This is a genomic window from Lysinibacillus sp. ACHW1.5 (assembly GCF_022014815.1).
GTDB lineage: Bacteria > Bacillota > Bacilli > Bacillales_A > Planococcaceae > Lysinibacillus > Lysinibacillus capsici.
Map to the genome: position 1 here is coordinate 232,898 of NZ_CP091777.1, position 16,850 is coordinate 249,747.

Consider the following 16,850-nt stretch of genomic DNA (forward strand, 5'->3'; position numbering starts at 1 on the left):
TCACTCCAATCATACTATTTAATAGTTAATATATCATATTTTTCTATAATTTAGAATTCAAAGAGGATGTTTTACTATGAATCTCAATTCAAATAAGTCATTAGTCATTCATATTGAAAAATAATTGATTAGCAAAGTATCGGTATTTTTCTCTATAATTCTGTAAATTTTCTACTTTATTCGCTAAATAATTTATTGTGATACAATCATCCATCTATTATTATTAGTATAAAAGTGGGGGTGTTAGTTATGAAAAAATCAAGAGGAATTGCCTTAAAACTTTCTTCCCTTATAATAGGATTATTTCTCATTTTATTTTTATCCTATACTGTCATAACGGGAATTATTATAAAAAAGCAAAGTGTTGAAGACGCAGAGCATGGAACATTGCAAACTGCTGAATCCTCTGCAGCTATTATGAGTGAAAGATTTAAGAAAGCCAATACGACATTACAAACAACAAAGCGTATCATAGAAAGCATGGAGAAGAATAATACGTTGTCTACCAAAGGTGTCATAGACATAATGGAAAAAAATTTAGCTAGCAATAATGACATTCTTGGAGTAGGAGCAATCTTTGAGCAAGAATCTATTATTTTAGAACCAACTGAGGCTTCTTTAGTAGATAGTAAAAATCGCTTTATCCCTTATTTAAGTAAGAACGGAAATGATATCTCGACTGCTCTAATCGAAGGTATTGATGATAAGAGTATTTCTGAATGGTATTGGGTACCAAAAGAAGAGAGACGTGCAGTTTTGACAGAGCCCTATGATTATAATGTCAACGGACAATCTGTATTAATGACAACGATTTCGGTGCCATTGATCAATGCTTCCGGATCATTTTTCGGTGTATTGACAGCCGATGTATCAATAGATTTTTTAAATGATTTAACAAAATCGAATGCCCCAGAGGGCGGTTATGCGGCAATTATTACGAATAAAGGTGTGCTAACAGCTAACAGTTTTGGTGATGAGCTAGTTGGGCGCAATATGCAAGAGGATCCTACTTGGACAAGTATTAGTAAGACAATGGAAAATGGTGAACTAACAAGTATGTACGTTGACTCTAATCAACTGAAGGAAAAGGCCTATAATGTTTTTGCTCCAATGATTTTAGAGGGTATTGACGAAACATGGACTGTTCAAGTCGTGTTAGCTGAATCAAAGATTCTAGAAACATATAATCATGTATTTGTATTTACGATTATTGCTTCCATTATTATGGTGGTTTTGATGACAGCTGCAAGTGTGTTATTCATCTATAAACAACTAAAACCACTTAAATTTTTACGTGCATCGATTGAAACTGCAGCCGAAGGGGATTTAACACAAAAGGTAGAAGAGCGATATATTAAGCCTGATGAAATTGGTGCAGTGGCTGTGGCTTATAATAATATGTTAGATAAAACCAATAGTGCGATTCAAACTGTACTAAATTCCACGAGGTTATTGAACCAATCTTCTAATCAGGTAAATGAGGCATTTAATGAGGTAGTTGCTTCTAGTCAAGAGGTTTCTGTAGCTATCAACGAGATTGCACAAGGAGCCTCGAAGCAATCAGAGGATACAGAAGAAACAAATTATCGAATGATGGATTTATCAGATCAGATTGATGCGATTACGGCTCTATCTAATGAAATGGATGAGCTATCTCATAAAACAGGTGTAACAACAGAAAAAGGATTGCATGAGGTTGAAAGTTTAAGAGAGCGTAATATGGAGACAAATGAAATGAATGGGCGTATTCAGCAGCAAATGGAATCATTAGCTTTCAATATTGCCAATATTAATCAGATTATTGCTTCGATCCAAAGTATTACCGAGCAGACTAATCTGCTAGCTTTAAATGCAAGTATCGAGGCTGCACGTGCTGGTGAACATGGTAAAGGATTTGCTGTAGTTGCAGAGGAAGTTAGAAAGCTAGCAGAACAATCTAAGAATGAAACAGAAATTATTAAGAGTACAGTAGAAAGCATTCTTGAAAATTCTCAGCAGACGGTTGCTGTGATTGCATCTAATGCAGATTTAATGCAATCTCAAAATGAGTCCGTACAAAGCACGCAACTAGCATTTAAAGATAGCAGTGACTTGTCAGGTTCAATTGCAAATTCTATTAGTGAATTAATGAATAAACTATCTAGCATGTTAGAGCATAAAAATCAAGCAATCATGGCTATCCAAAGTATTTCGGCTATTTCAGAGCAAACAGCAGCCTCTGCGGAACAAGTAAGTGCTTCTGCAATGGATCAACAAGTAGAATTACAAAAAGTAGCTGAGTCTATTCAAAATATGAACGATATTTCAAACGAGCTACAAGAAGTTGTAAACCGATTTAAGCTTGCTTAAAAAGAAAGGCTGCCTTCAATATAGAGGCAGTCTTCTTTATGGTGAAAGCCAGAGAAATTGACCTAGAAGGAATTCAACACTACTATTCACACTGGAAGGGGGACATTGAAATGATGTATCTCGGAATGATTTTCTTTCAAATTGTTGTACCTATTTTAGTGTTACTTGTAATAGGCGCTATACTACAAAAGAAATTTCGCTTTAATTTAAAAGCATTGTCTCAGCTTATTACATATTGCTTTATGCCAGCAGCTGTTTTTATAAATTTATATGAAACACATGTGGAGTTATCTGTACTGGCAGAGGTCGGATTATTTATTGTACTTTTTATCGGTAGTCAAATGTTGCTCAGTCATTTTATGGCAAAAGGGTTAGGTTTACCTAGAACAGAGGCAGCTGTCTTTAAAAATAGTGTGGTGCTTATTAACTCGGGCAATTACGGTATTCCAGTGGCTCAAATGATATTTGCCACGCAACCTATTGGGGTAGCCATTCAGGTCATGCTCGTAATCTTTCAAAATATGACTACGTATACATATGGTTTATACAATTTAATTTCTTCTACAAAGTCAGGTATGATAATCATTAAGGATTTTTTAAAAATGCCTATTATTCATGCGCTGATTATAGGTGCAGCTATGAATTATTTTGATATTGGTATTCCACAGTTTATCAAAATACCAGTAGAACATGTGGCAGATGGATTTATTGCTGTGGCCTTAATTACATTAGGCGCGCAATTATCACAACTAGAGATGAAATCAATGTTTAATAAAACCGTCTTTATCAGCTGTTTTACGCGATTAATTATTGGACCTTCTGTTGCATTAGCCATTATTTATATATTGGGATTAGATGGAGTCGTCGCACAATCACTGTTTATAGCTAGTGCCTTTCCAACATCTCGTAATAGTTCTAGTCTAGCATTGGAATATGATGTAGAATCAGCAACAGCCGCGCAAGCTGTTTTATTTTCAACCATTGTAAGCTGTATAACTGTAACCATTGTGATCTATTTTGCGGAAATATTATTTACCTAGTAAGATAAAAAATAACTTCCATCTCTTAGTATTATCTGCTACACTAGCATCAAACTAAATAGTATTAACTAGGGGAGTCTGATGAGTCAGGCTGAGAGGGAAACGCTACGAAGTTTCTTGACCCTTTGGACCTGATCTGGCTCATACCAGCGTGGGAAAGTTAAGAAGCTATTGCAGAGTATGCAATCAATAGACCTTTACATTCGTGGCCGGATCCAAATAATTATTTTGGATTCGGCCTTTATTTTTTGGATTGTTGGGTGAGCTAGATTCGGTCCTTGTATCAAAATATATTTAAGGGAGAGAAGTAGCTCATGTCAGCAATAAGTGAAAAGAATATTACCATTATGTCTAGCTTTGAAGGAAGCAAAAAAGTATATGTGGAAGGATCACGCCCAGATATTCTAGTACCTATGCGAGAAATTGCATTAAGTCCGACAACAGGCAGCTTTGGAAATGAAGAAAATGCTCCTATTCGAGTATATGATACAAGTGGGCCCTATACAGATCCAGCCTACCAAGTAGATATTACGAAAGGTTTACCTGCCTTACGAAATGCATGGATTCAAGAGCGAGGGGATGTAGAAGCATATGAGGGACGCTCCATTAAACCTGAGGATAATGGCTTTCGTCATGTTGATGACCCGCGTATTCAAGAAAATGTCTTTCCTGAGTTGGCGAGAAAGCCTTTGCGTGCTAAAAAAGGTAAAAATGTGACACAGCTTCACTATGCACGAAAGGGAATTATAACCCATGAAATGGAGTTTGTAGCGATTCGTGAAAATATGGATCCTGAATTTGTACGTTCAGAAATTGCAGCTGGGCGTGCTATAATGCCTTCTAATATTAATCACCCTGAGGCAGAGCCAATGATTATTGGGCGTAATTTTCATGTAAAGATCAATGCGAATATCGGGAATTCTGCTGTATCTTCTTCCATTGCAGAAGAAGTTGAGAAAATGACCTGGGCAACTCGATGGGGCGCAGATAATATTATGGATTTATCGACTGGTAAACATATTCATACAACGAGAGAATGGATTATTCGAAATGCTGCAGTACCAGTGGGAACAGTGCCAATTTATCAGGCTTTAGAAAAGGTAAATGGTGTAGCAGAGGATTTAACGTGGGAGGTTTATCGTGATACCCTCATCGAGCAAGCTGAGCAGGGTGTGGATTATTTCACTATTCATGCAGGTGTCCTTTTACGCTATGTACCGCTTACAGCAAATCGTGTAACAGGCATTGTATCACGAGGGGGCTCTATCATGGCTCAGTGGTGTTTATATCATCATCAAGAGAACTTCCTGTATACACACTTTGAGGAAATCTGTGAAATTATGAAAGCCTATGATGTTGCTTTTTCCTTAGGTGATGGTTTACGCCCAGGCTCAATTGCAGATGCCAATGATGAGGCACAATTTGCAGAGCTTGAAACACTAGGTGAGCTAACACAAATTGCTTGGCAGCATGATGTTCAGGTGATGGTTGAAGGACCAGGTCATGTACCAATGCATCTGATTAAAGAAAATATGGACAAGCAATTAGAGGCTTGTAAGGAAGCGCCCTTCTATACATTAGGACCACTCACAACAGATATTGCTCCAGGTTATGACCACATTACATCAGCCATTGGGGCAGCCATGATTGGCTGGTTTGGTACAGCGATGCTTTGTTATGTGACACCGAAAGAGCATCTTGGTTTACCGAATCGCGAGGACGTTCGTGTGGGCGTTATCACTTATAAAATTGCTGCACATGCTGCTGATTTAGCAAAAGGTCATCCAGGTGCACAACAACGAGACGATGCGCTGTCTAAAGCGCGCTTTGAGTTCCGTTGGCGTGATCAATTCAATCTGTCACTAGATCCCGAGCGTGCAGTGGAATATCATGATGAGACACTGCCAGCAGAGGGAGCAAAAACAGCACACTTTTGTTCTATGTGCGGGCCTAAATTCTGTAGCATGAGAATTTCACAGGATATTCGTAATTATGCGAAAGATAAGGATTTGAATACGACTGAAGCGATCCATCAAGGTATGAAAGAAAAGGCTGAGGAGTTTAAAAAAGCAGGCAGTCAAATTTATCAATAATGAAAGAAAAGGCTTATGTCAGAAAAATAGACATAGGCCTTTTCTTAATCAAAAAACTCCATGTGAATAGTGGATTCACATGGAGTAAAAGTTGGATTTGGATATCAATAATAACGTGGAATATTAAACGTTTGTTGGTTGTTTTACATATGGATTTGTAAGGTCCATACCTTCTAAGGAAAGACCCATCGCTTTAGCGACACCTTCACCATATGCTGGGTCAGCTAGATAGCAGTGAAGGATGTGACGGCGTTTGATGAATTCTTCAACAGAAGCCATATCGTTCGCGGTATTTTCAAATAAGCGTTGCTGCTCTTCCGAAGTCAATAGACGGAATAGTTTACCTGGTTGTTCAAAGTAATTATTATCGTCTTCACGGAAATCATGAATACCTGCATGACCATCAATACGTAATTCAGGCTCTTTATGGTCTAAATTATGCTCCCACTCACCATAGCTATTTGGTTCATAGCTTAATGTCGAACCAAGATTGCCATCAAAGCGCATTGCTCCATCGCGGTGGAAAGTACGGAATGGACATTTTGGTGCGTTGACAGGAAGCATATAGTGGTTTACACCAAGACGATAGCGTTGGGCATCCGCATATGCAAAGATACGACCTTGTAACATTTTATCTGGTGAGAAGCTGATGCCAGGAACAATGTTAGATGGTGCGAATGCAGCTTGTTCAACTTCTGCAAAGTAGTTGTCTGGATTTTTGTTTAACTCGAATTCACCTACAGGAATTAATGGGAAGTCTTTTTTATACCATACCTTTGTTAAATCAAATGGGTTGTATGGTAGCTCACGAGCTTGCTCCTCTGTCATTACCTGAATGTACATTTTCCATTTAGGGAAATCGCCTTTTTCAATTGCTTCATATAAATCACGTTGTGAAGATTCGCGGTCTTGACCAATAATCTCATTAGCCTCGGCACCAGTTAAATTCTTAATGCCTTGCTCTGTACGGAAGTGGAATTTAACCCAAACACGTTCATTATTAGCATTGATAAAGCTATACGTATGAGAACCAAATCCGTGCATATTACGGTAACCAGCTGGAATACCACGGTCAGACATAACAATTGTCACTTGGTGAAGTGCTTCAGGTAATGAAGTCCAGAAATCCCAGTTAGAGTTGGCATTTTTCATATTTGTACGTGGGTCACGTTTTACCACATGGTTTAAATCTGTAAAGTGTAAAGGATCGCGGAAGAAGAATACTGGTGTATTGTTCCCTACTAAATCCCAGTTTCCATCTTCTGTATAAAATTTAAGGGCGAAGCCACGAATATCTCGCTCTGCATCTGCTGCACCGCGCTCACCCGCTACTGTAGAGAAACGTGCGAACATTTCAGTTTTCTTGCCGATCTCTGAGAAGATTTTCGCTTTAGTATATTGTGAAATATCATGCGTTACAGTAAAAGTACCAAATGCACCTGAGCCCTTTGCGTGCATACGACGTTCCGGAATTACTTCACGATTGAAATTTGCTAGTTTTTCAACTAACCATACATCCTGAAGTAAAAGAGGGCCACGTGGACCTGCTGACATAGAGTCATGGTTACTTACTACTGGAGCGCCACCTGCTGTTGTAAAACGACGGCTACGATCATTTGCGTTTGTCATATTAGTTTACCTCCTGAAAAAAATGTGAGTCAAACTCTTCGTCTATAACTATAACAAATATAAAATAGAATTGCTAGTACATTATAATAATTATCGTTAAAGAATTTTTATATTTAAGTATAAACTATAAATATATGCGCTAGACATACGGAATATACATAGTTTTTAACTTTAATTTATTTTATCTAATCTCAATTTTATAGATAATTCTCACGTTAAGATTAGGATAATGACATCATGATAAGAGTCTTTATTGAAAATAAAATCAACTAATTGAAAACTATTTTAATCAATCTTTTATTTTTTTCTATATCGGTTAGGTGTAATACCAATTTGTTGCTTAAATAATTTTATAAAATAATTTGGATCATCAAAACCGTTTAAATGAGCAATTTCACTAATAGCAAAATCTGTTTCTAGCAGCATTTTTGTGGCATGATGAATTCTTACTTGCTGTAAATAGCGCTTAAATGGCAAGCCTTGTTTTCTTGAGAAAATCGTACTTAAATAATTGGGGCTTATTCCAAGCTTATGAGCAACAAAGGGAAGAGACAGTGCACTATCTTTAAATTGTTGATCAATTATTTCTATAGCTAGTTCAACATAATCAGCTCGTTTCTCTATTCGGGCTACCCTTGCTAACTCAATTAATGTCTGCGTGAAAGAAATAATCTCATTGAGTATCGTGTAAAATATAGGATGCTCAATGATTAAGTGAAATAGCTGACGGTAGTTTTGTTCGATAACCGCTTTTTCATGTAATTTATATTTCAGCATAAAGCGTCTAATTTGTGCTAAGACACTCGTCAGATGAATGCGTAAATCATCTTGCTCATAATATATGCCTTCATTAGAAAGCCGATATAAAAATGTTTTAACGGCCTCTAGGTTTCCATCTTCCAAACTACTTATTAGTAATTGTTGCTCTTCAGGTGTCAGTAAGGGATCAAAGGGCTGAGTTTCATATTGTTTGCTCGCATAAAAAATATGGCCAAAGCCCTCATAAAAACTTTGATGTAGTGCACGCTTTGTTAATGTATACATATTTTTAATGGTTGTAGGTGTTCCATCATATATGCCGATATTTAAAGAACTATTACTAATCAAACGCCATTCCTTCATAAGTGTACGTACATCTTTTTCCACAATCCTTATATCATTTGTTTGAAAAAGACATACGATTCTATTAGATAGAGGGTAGGTTTTCATATGAAAGTGAATCGGTGTTTGTTGAAGCCAATTGTAAAGCTTATTGAAGGTTTCAGTATGCTCGGGTTCAATCATTGTGAAATGTATCGTGGTCTCAATTGAACTAGATTTATTATCTAAAAATAATTGATTATAAAAGGAATCGTTTGTAGCCTCTTGAGCATCTTCTGTAATCTGGGGTGTGCGAAGAGAAATGGTTGTGAGTTTTTTCTTTAATAGCTCTAAATCAATAGGCTTCACAAAAAGATGAGCCACTTGTAAATCAATTGCCTTCAAAGCATTTTTAAATAATGGCTCTGTTGTCATTGCTAAAATGGCACCAGAAAGCTTCTGTAAATCGCGATAAAGACCTGCTAAGCGATTATTAGGAAATAAATCGATATTTAACAGTATGGCGTCTGGTTCAAATTGTCGAATAATTTGAGGCACTTCTGAAATACTTGTACACATTTCAATAACAACATCTCCAGGGAAGTATGTATGTAAAAACCACTTTATTCCTGCTAGGTCAGTAGGATCGCGATCAATTAATAACAGCTTCATACCATCAACCTTTCTTAAAAAAATACAGTTTCATATAAAAGTACGATTATATTAATAAAAATAACATAGGAATCTGAAAAAAGTCTTGTTTTCTCTATTAAAATTCTCTATATTCTGAAAAAGGTAGTTAGTACAATGTAAATAGAGTAATTGATCATCAGCAACAATCAACTTTGGATATAAAAACGCTTAGAAAGTTTGATACTGATGTTTTCGTATTACGAAAATATGAATGAAGATAATTTATTTACATAGCCATATAGGGAATAGGGGGATGTCATGTGAAGTCAATCATCGAGCTTGATGGCAATACATTAACAAGACAACAAATAGAGGAAATCGTGAAGGGGCAAGCAACAGTTGCACTTGCTACGGAGAGCTTAGAACGTATTCGTTTAAGTAGAGAGCGTATCGAAAAGCGTTTAGCTGAAGGCCAAACAATTTATGGTGTGAATACAGGGTTTGGTAAGCTCAGCCATATAAAAATTGAAGAAGAAGACATTGAGCTATTGCAGCTAAATTTATTACGATCAGATGCAACCGGTGTTGGTGAACCATTCCCAACAGATGTTGTACGTGCAATGATGGTGTTACGTGCCAATGCTTTGGCCAGAGGATTTTCTGGCATTCGTGAGGAAACTGTCCAACTATTGTTGGATTTTATTAATAAAGGTGTTCATCCAATTGTTCCGTCACAAGGTTCAGTAGGAGCAAGTGGTGATTTAGCGCCTTTATCACATTTGGCATTAGTGTTAGTGGGAGAAGGAAAGGCTGAGTTTAACGGAGAGATCATGAGTGGTAGTGACGCGCTAAAGCAAGCAGGATTAACCCCTGTTAGACTTCAAGCTAAAGAGGGGCTAGCGTTAGTTAACGGTACACAAGCTATGACGGGGATAGGTGTATTAACGGTCAATGAAGCTGAACGAATTGGTCTTGCAGCAGATATGGCTGCTAGCTTAACACTGGAAGCTTTAAAGGGCATTACCTCTGCATTTGATCCAGCACTTTTAGCAGTAAGACCACATCCTGAGTTAGAACTAGTGGGCGGGCGTATTCGTAAGTGGCTTGATGGTAGTAAACGTGTGACAAAGCAGGGTGAAATTCGCATGCAGGATGCTTATTCACTACGTTGTATACCACAAGTACATGGTGCTTCTTGGCAGTCATTTTTCTACGCGCAGGATCGTGTTCAAACTGAAATGAATGCAACAACTGATAATCCAATCGTTTTAGAAAGCGGGGAGGTTTTATCGGGTGGGCATTTCCATGGACAGCCAATAGCCTTGGCAATGGACTTTTTGAAAATAGGTGTATGTGAGTGGGCCAATATTTCAGAACGCCGTACAGAACGTATGGTAAATCCTCAGCTTAATGAAGGGCTTCCGCCGTTTCTAGCAACAAATCCTGGGATTGAATGTGGACTTATGATTGCTCAATATACAGCAGCCTCTATTGTCTCAGAAAATAAAGTTTTAGCACATCCTTCGAGTGTGGATTCTATTCCTACATCAGGTAACCAAGAGGATCATGTAAGTATGGGAACAACTTCGGCACGACAAGTACGTCAGATTGTTCACAACGCTGCTCGCGTTATAGCTATCGAATTGATTTGTGCATCACAGGCTATTCATTTAGACAAGGCAGAAGAGCAATTATCTCCTACTACAAGTAAATTCTTAAAGAAAGTGCGAGAATTTTGTCCACCATTACTAGCCGATCAACCAATTGGCGATGAAATTGAAGCATTGGCGAAATATTTACTATCAAGTAATGAATTAGTAAATGAATATGTGTAAATTAGATTAATTTAATATGAAAGAGCAAAGGCGTGGCTCGGTTATACACCGAGTAGCCTCTGCTTTGAAGATATTTATATGCAATTAAGTCTGAATATTCAGTTATTTTAGAGTTTTAGACAGCGTTATTTTTAATAGGAAAAGGAGCGTGTTTTTAATGGTATTTAAGACAGATATTCGTGCACCACGTGGAAATGAACTCACATGTAAGGGATGGACACAGGAAGCTGCAATGCGTATGTTAATGAATAATCTTGACCCAGAGGTGGCAGAGAATCCAGATGAACTGATTGTTTATGGGGGTATTGGTAAGGCTGCTCGTAACTGGGAAAGCTATGAGCAAATCATTGCCTCTTTGAAAGAATTAGAGAATGATGAGACTCTATTAATCCAATCTGGAAAGCCAGTAGCTGTATTCCGTACACATGAGCATTCCCCTCGAGTGTTGATTGCTAATTCAAACCTTGTACCAGCATGGGCAAATTGGGATCACTTTTATGAATTAGAAGAAAGAGATTTAATGATGTATGGTCAAATGACTGCTGGGAGCTGGATTTATATTGGTGCTCAAGGAATTTTACAAGGCACTTATCTGTCCTTTATAGAAGCAGGAAAAAAGGTATTTGGTACTGCTGATTTACGGGGTAAATTCATCCTTACAGGTGGTATGGGCGGTATGAGTGGTGCACAGCCATTAGCAGGGAAAATGGCTGGTGCTGTAATCTTAGTTGTTGAAGTTGAACGTGCTCGCATTGAACGTAAAATCAAAGAAGGCTACTGTGATTATATTGTAGAAACTGTAGATGAAGCAATTGCATTAGTTAATAAATTACGTGACCAAAATGAGCCAGCATCCATTGGCCTTGTTGGTAACTGTGCTGATGTTAATCGTGAGTTGTTGAATCGTGGAATTATTCCAGATTTTGTGACAGACCAAACATCTGCACATGATCCGATTAATGGTTATGTACCTAATGGCATGACCTTTGAAGAAGCGCTAAAACTTCGCAAAGAGGATGTAAAAACATATGAGCGTAAAGCAAAAGAAACAATGGCAGAGCATGTTCGTACAATGCTAGAGTTCCAAGAGGCAGGCGCAGAAGTATTTGATTATGGGAATAACATTCGTGCCTATGCCAAAGAAATGGGTGTGACAAATGCCTTTGATTTCCCAGGCTTTGTACCAGCGTATATTCGTCCGTTATTCTGTGAAGGAAAGGGCCCATTCCGTTGGGCGGCGCTTTCAGGAGACCCTGAGGATATATATAAAACAGATGCACTGGCAAAAGAGATGTTCGCTGAAGATGAGGGGCTAGTCAATTGGATTGATATGGCACAAAAAATGGTGAAATGGCAAGGGCTACCTGCACGCATTTGCTGGTTAGGCTATGGTGATCGTCATCGTTTTGCATTAAAGGTCAATGAAATGGTTGCAAATGGTGAATTATCAGCACCAATTGTCTTTGGTCGCGATCACTTAGATTCAGGTTCTGTAGCATCACCAAATCGTGAAACAGAAGGGATGCTAGATGGTTCGGATGCGGTATCGGATTGGCCAATTTTAAATGCTCTAGTTAATACTGCAAGTGGTGCAAGCTGGGTAAGCGTACACCATGGTGGTGGTGTAGGAATGGGTTATTCACAGCATGCAGGTCAAGTCTTAGTAGCAGATGGATCAGAGCTTGCCGCTGAAAAAATTGCACGTGTATTAGTTTCAGACCCTGGAATGGGCGTTGCTCGTCATGCTGATGCAGGCTACGATATTGCTATCGATACAGCAAAAAACAAAGGTGTCCATATACCAATGTTAAAGGGTGATGTGAAGTGACTATTCTAATAAAAAATGCAAATGAAGTAATTACCTTGAAAAGTAATGTACAAGGACCACGTACAAAAGAACAAATGCAGGAAATTGCAGTAATAGAATATGGCAGTGTTCTAATTGAAGAAGAGCGTATTGTAGCAGTAGGAGCGTATGAGCAACTAGAAGCTGACTTTCCAGAATTAATAAAGAAGGCAGAAACGATTGATGCTACTGGTAAGATTGTTATGCCTGGCTTAGTGGATTGTCATACACATTTAGTGCATGGTGGAACACGCGAGCAAGAGTTTAATATGAGATTAAATGGTTCTACCTATATGGAAATCATGAATGCAGGCGGTGGCATTCATGCTACAACAAAGCGTACACGAGAAACAAGCTTTGATGAATTATATGAAAAAACGATGCAGCATTTAGATGTATTTTTAAAGCATGGCGTAACAACAGTTGAAGCAAAATCAGGGTATGGCTTGGATTGGGAAACGGAAAAGAAACAGCTAGAGGTCGCAAAAGAATTACACGCTGCACATCATATTGATGTCATTAGCACGTTTATGGGAGCTCATGCAGTTCCTCGTGATTATAAGGGGCGTGAGGATGAATTTGTGGATGTGGTGGTCAATGAGATGCTGCCAAAAGTAGCAGAACTAGAGTTGGCTGAATTTAATGATGTATTTTGTGAAAAAGGCGTCTTTACACCCGAACAATCCCGACGCATTTTAGAGGCTGGAAAAGCACTAGGCTTAACCCCAAAAATACATGCGGATGAAATTGAACCTTATCAAGGCGCAGAGCTGGCTGCGGAAGTAGAGGCCATTTCTGCGGAGCATTTGTTAGTTGCTTCTGATAAGGGAATTAAAAAAATGGCTGAAGCGGGTACAATTGCTGTATTGCTGCCAGGTACTGCATTCTTTTTACGTGCACCCTTTGCAAGAGGGCGTCTAATGATTGACGAGGGAGTGCCTGTGGCGATATCAACAGACTTTAACCCTGGGTCATCCCCAACAATGAGCCTACCCTTCATTATGAATTTAGCTTGCATGCATATGGGTATGACATTGGAGGAAGTATTAACGGCAACAACAATTAATGCAGCATATGCCCTAAATCGAGGCGAGCAAATTGGTTCCCTTGAAGCACATAAAAAAGCTGACGTACTTATCCTTGATGTTGCGAATTACAAGCAACTGCAATATTTCTACGGCATGAATCATACACATACAGTAATCAAAAATGGGCAAGTTGTTGTAAAAAACGGAATTCTGCTGAAAGATCAATAATAATAATGGGCATAAATAAGGCGGAGTAGCTTTATTTATGCTTTTTTTTATAAATTAGTTGCAAATGCTTTGCTGAAAGATTATAATTCTAATAAATAGTAATTATAGAATTACAAATTACTTAAAGCTTGTAATTATAGAAGGGGTTATACAATGACAAAATTTCGTACTGAAGAAGAAGTGCTTGCACATTATGATTCCTCAAAATATCTAACACCTGATGGATATACCGCAGATATTGCTATTTTTACAATTGTCTCAGAAAAAAAAGAAGAAAAAGCACCGCCGAACATGACGCTAAAGATTATGCTCATTAAACGTGCTACTAAGGATGCTGAAGGAAATCCCAATATTGAAGGAGGAAAATGGGCACTTCCAGGGGGCTTTGTAGATGCAAATCAAAAAGAAACTGCCTTTATCGCAGCAAAGAGAGAATTAAAAGAAGAAACAAATGTAGAAGGTTTACATGTTCAACATTTTGGTGTTTATGATGAGATCGATCGAGATCCACGCGGTTGGATGATTTCAAATGCATTTTATGCCATTGTTCCTGAGACATATATTGAGCAACGACAAGCGAATGATGATGCAGATGATGTAGAACTGTTCGATATAGAAAGTGTATTTACGCTTCCATTAGCTTTCGATCATCGAAAAATCATTTCCGATGCGTTGCATTTTATTAAAAGGGATATGATACAAACAACTGTTGCCAAAAACTTTTTACCACAAGAGTTTACATTGTCCGAATTGCAACGAGTACTACTAACAGTTGGAGAAGATCCACGAATCTCTAACGATTCCGTATTCTTTACAAAAGCACCTAAATTACCATTTATCGAAAAAGCATTGGATGAAGAAGGAAAACCGAAGAAAACAAAAAGAAATTCGTTCCGGCCTTCCCAGCTCTATACATTTAATGATTTTGAAATGGTAGAGTCTATCTATCATTAGGAAAGATCCGTCTTTCCTGTTTATTTTAATAAATGTAATTTGTAATTTTAGTATTACTAATTAATTAAATGGAGTGATGAAATGATGAAAAAGCGTGCATTAATTAATATTGATTATACAGTGGATTTCGTTGCGACGGATGGGGCTCTTACTTGCGGAGAGCCTGGGCAATTGCTCGAACGTGCAAATGTTGATTTAACAAAGGAGTTTATTAAGAGGGGGGATTTTACAGTATTTGCGATAGATGTTCATGAAAAGGGAGATGTTTATCATCCAGAAACAAAGCTATTCCCACCTCATAATATTCGTCATACAGAAGGTAGAGAGTTATATGGTGCATTAAACGCATTATATGAAGAAAATAAAGATCAAGATTTCGTCTATTACATTGATAAAACGCGTTATTCTGCTTTTGCAGGGACAGATCTAGAATTGAAATTGCGTGAAAGAGGAATTACTGAGCTGCATTTAATCGGCGTTTGTACAGATATCTGTGTTCTTCATACAGCAGTAGATGCTTATAATAAAGGGTTCGATATCGTCATTCATAAAAATGCTGTCGCCTCCTTTAATCAAGCTGGACATGAGTGGGCGTTAAATCATTTCGAGCATACTCTAGGTGCAACTATTATTTGACATGAATGGAGGGGAAAATATGAAATATGTAGATGATAGTTTCATGTTACACACGGACCTATACCAAATTAATATGGTTCAAACTTATTGGCAAGATGGTGTTCATCAACGTAAAGCTGTTTTCGAACTATATTTTAGAAAGCTTCCATTTGGCAATGGCTATGGAGTTTTCGCTGGATTGAAAAAAGTGATTGAGTTTATTAATAACTTTGGTTTCTCTCAAAGCGATATTCAATATTTACGAGAAGAGGGGAAGTATCCCGAGGAATTTCTTGAATACCTAAAAGAACTTAAATTTACAGGGACAATTAAGGGGATGAGAGAGGGAGAATTGGTCTTTGCAAACGAGCCTATCCTGCGAATTGAAGCACCATTAGCAGAGGCTCAATTAATTGAAACGCCGTTGTTAAATATCGTTAATTACCAAACCCTGATTGCGACAAAAGCTTCACGTATCAAACAAGTGACGGGTGAGGATGTTGTAATGGAATTTGGAACCCGCCGCGCACATGAATTTGATGCTGCTATTTGGGGAACTCGTGCTGCTTATATAGGTGGATTCTCTGCAACAAGCAATGTAAGAGCAGGAAAATTATTCGGTATTCCTGTGTCAGGAACACATGCCCATGCGATGATTCAAACCTATCGAGATGAATATACTGCGTTTAAAAAATACGCAGCAGCCCATAAAGACTGTGTTTTCCTAGTAGATACTTATGACACACTACGTTCTGGTGTTCCTAATGCTATCCGCGTAGCGAAGGAGCTAGGGAATCAAATTAATTTTATTGGTATCCGTTTAGACAGTGGAGATTTAGCCTATCTCTCAAAACAGGCAAGGAAAATGCTAGATGATGCAGGATTTACAACAACTAAAATTATGGCTTCGAATGATTTGGATGAATATACAATTATGCATTTAAAGTCACAAGGGGCGCAAATTGATGCTTGGGGAATCGGAACTAAGTTGATTACAGCCTATGATCAAGCAGCTCTTGGTGGAGTATACAAATTAGTTTCGATAGAAGACGAAAGTGGAGAACTAGTTGATACCATTAAAATTTCAGCAAATCCTGAGAAAGTGACTACACCTGGACGTAAACGTGTTTACCGTATTATTAATGCAGAGAATGGTCATGCTGAAGGAGATTATATTGTGTTAGATAATGAAAACATACAGCAAGAAGAAAGATTGAAAATGTTCCACCCTATTCATACGTATATTAGTAAATTTGTTACAAATTTTACCGCGAAAGAGTTACATGAAAGTATTGTAGAAAATGGAAATGTTGTTTATGAGGAGCCAACTATTCAAGAAATACAAAAATATGTACAGGAAAACTTACATTTATTGTGGTGTGAGTATAAGCGAACAATGAATCCTGAAGAATATCCAGTCGATTTAAGTCAAGCTTGTTGGGACAATAAAATGGCAAGCATACAGGCAATAAAAGAAAAGGTTTCACAACGTATTTAAAAGTAACTGCTAGGAGGTAGAG

The 16,850-nt window shown here is 37.8% G+C and carries 11 protein-coding genes and 1 riboswitch; of the genes, 9 read left to right on the forward strand and 2 right to left on the reverse strand.

Annotated features, from left to right (window positions below; all coding sequences use genetic code 11):
* The first annotated feature begins 249 nt into the window (after positions 1 to 249).
* The 3 genes from L6W14_RS01115 to thiC all read left to right on the forward strand — a co-directional run bounded on the left by L6W14_RS01115 (position 250) and on the right by thiC (position 5,482).
* A complete protein-coding gene (locus tag L6W14_RS01115; RefSeq protein WP_237899098.1) occupies positions 250 to 2,349 on the forward strand; it encodes a methyl-accepting chemotaxis protein in 2,100 nt (699 codons plus the stop codon).
* Positions 2,350 to 2,459: 110 nt separating this feature from the next.
* Positions 2,460 to 3,389 carry an AEC family transporter gene (locus L6W14_RS01120; RefSeq protein WP_237899100.1) on the forward strand — a complete coding sequence of 310 codons (930 nt, stop codon included), beginning with the start codon at positions 2,460 to 2,462 and terminating at the stop codon, positions 3,387 to 3,389.
* A gap of 60 nt (positions 3,390 to 3,449) precedes the next feature.
* A riboswitch (TPP riboswitch) is annotated at positions 3,450 to 3,564 on the forward strand.
* A gap of 139 nt (positions 3,565 to 3,703) precedes the next feature.
* The gene (thiC, locus tag L6W14_RS01125) at positions 3,704 to 5,482 is read left to right on the forward strand and encodes a phosphomethylpyrimidine synthase ThiC (RefSeq protein WP_237899102.1); all 1,779 of its coding nucleotides are present in this window, start codon (positions 3,704 to 3,706) and stop codon (positions 5,480 to 5,482) included.
* A 123-nt stretch (positions 5,483 to 5,605) separates the two neighbouring features.
* Here the strand turns inward: thiC and L6W14_RS01130 are convergent, their stop codons facing one another.
* Together L6W14_RS01130 and L6W14_RS01135 are read right to left on the reverse strand one after the other, a co-directional pair.
* On the reverse strand, positions 5,606 to 7,111 hold the full coding sequence (locus L6W14_RS01130) for a catalase (RefSeq protein WP_048390717.1): 1,506 nt from the start codon (positions 7,109 to 7,111) through the stop codon (positions 5,606 to 5,608).
* A gap of 297 nt (positions 7,112 to 7,408) precedes the next feature.
* Positions 7,409 to 8,863, reverse strand: coding sequence for a helix-turn-helix domain-containing protein (locus tag L6W14_RS01135; RefSeq protein WP_131522199.1), 1,455 nt, complete (start codon positions 8,861 to 8,863; stop codon positions 7,409 to 7,411).
* Positions 8,864 to 9,153: 290 nt separating this feature from the next.
* On the opposite strand from L6W14_RS01135, the gene hutH reads away from it, so the two are divergent.
* From hutH to L6W14_RS01165, 6 genes are all read left to right on the forward strand, one after another.
* The gene (gene hutH, locus L6W14_RS01140) at positions 9,154 to 10,659 is read left to right on the forward strand and encodes a histidine ammonia-lyase (protein WP_193767424.1); all 1,506 of its coding nucleotides are present in this window, start codon (positions 9,154 to 9,156) and stop codon (positions 10,657 to 10,659) included.
* 157 nt (positions 10,660 to 10,816) lie between these two features.
* Entirely contained in the window at positions 10,817 to 12,487 is a 1,671-nt protein-coding gene (gene hutU / locus L6W14_RS01145) for a urocanate hydratase (protein WP_237899104.1), read from the forward strand.
* The gene (hutI, locus tag L6W14_RS01150) at positions 12,484 to 13,761 is read left to right on the forward strand and encodes an imidazolonepropionase (RefSeq protein WP_131522202.1); all 1,278 of its coding nucleotides are present in this window, start codon (positions 12,484 to 12,486) and stop codon (positions 13,759 to 13,761) included. The genes hutU and hutI overlap by 4 nt, the downstream gene beginning before the upstream one ends.
* 153 nt (positions 13,762 to 13,914) lie before the next feature.
* The gene (locus L6W14_RS01155; RefSeq protein WP_131522203.1) at positions 13,915 to 14,715 is read left to right on the forward strand and encodes an NUDIX domain-containing protein; all 801 of its coding nucleotides are present in this window, start codon (positions 13,915 to 13,917) and stop codon (positions 14,713 to 14,715) included.
* 81 nt (positions 14,716 to 14,796) lie between these two features.
* The gene (locus L6W14_RS01160) at positions 14,797 to 15,351 is read left to right on the forward strand and encodes a cysteine hydrolase family protein (RefSeq protein ID WP_131522204.1); all 555 of its coding nucleotides are present in this window, start codon (positions 14,797 to 14,799) and stop codon (positions 15,349 to 15,351) included.
* A gap of 19 nt (positions 15,352 to 15,370) precedes the next feature.
* Positions 15,371 to 16,828 (forward strand): nicotinate phosphoribosyltransferase, encoded by a 1,458-nt coding sequence (locus L6W14_RS01165; RefSeq protein ID WP_237899106.1) that lies wholly within the window; start codon positions 15,371 to 15,373, stop codon positions 16,826 to 16,828.
* Positions 16,829 to 16,850 lie beyond the last annotated feature (22 nt).

What these genes read in the sequence shown, in the direction of transcription:
- L6W14_RS01115 (WP_237899098.1), top strand. Translation starts at nt 250, where the DNA reads ATGAAAAAATCAAGAGGAATTGCCTTAAAACTTTCTTCCCTTATAATA.
- L6W14_RS01120 (WP_237899100.1), top strand. Translation starts at nt 2,460, where the DNA reads ATGATGTATCTCGGAATGATTTTCTTTCAAATTGTTGTACCTATTTTA.
- thiC (WP_237899102.1), top strand. Translation starts at nt 3,704, where the DNA reads ATGTCAGCAATAAGTGAAAAGAATATTACCATTATGTCTAGCTTTGAA.
- L6W14_RS01130 (WP_048390717.1), bottom strand. Translation starts at nt 7,111, where the DNA reads ATGACAAACGCAAATGATCGTAGCCGTCGTTTTACAACAGCAGGTGGC.
- L6W14_RS01135 (WP_131522199.1), bottom strand. Translation starts at nt 8,863, where the DNA reads ATGAAGCTGTTATTAATTGATCGCGATCCTACTGACCTAGCAGGAATA.
- hutU (WP_237899104.1), top strand. Translation starts at nt 10,817, where the DNA reads ATGGTATTTAAGACAGATATTCGTGCACCACGTGGAAATGAACTCACA.
- L6W14_RS01155 (WP_131522203.1), top strand. Translation starts at nt 13,915, where the DNA reads ATGACAAAATTTCGTACTGAAGAAGAAGTGCTTGCACATTATGATTCC.
- L6W14_RS01160 (WP_131522204.1), top strand. Translation starts at nt 14,797, where the DNA reads ATGATGAAAAAGCGTGCATTAATTAATATTGATTATACAGTGGATTTC.
- L6W14_RS01165 (WP_237899106.1), top strand. Translation starts at nt 15,371, where the DNA reads ATGAAATATGTAGATGATAGTTTCATGTTACACACGGACCTATACCAA.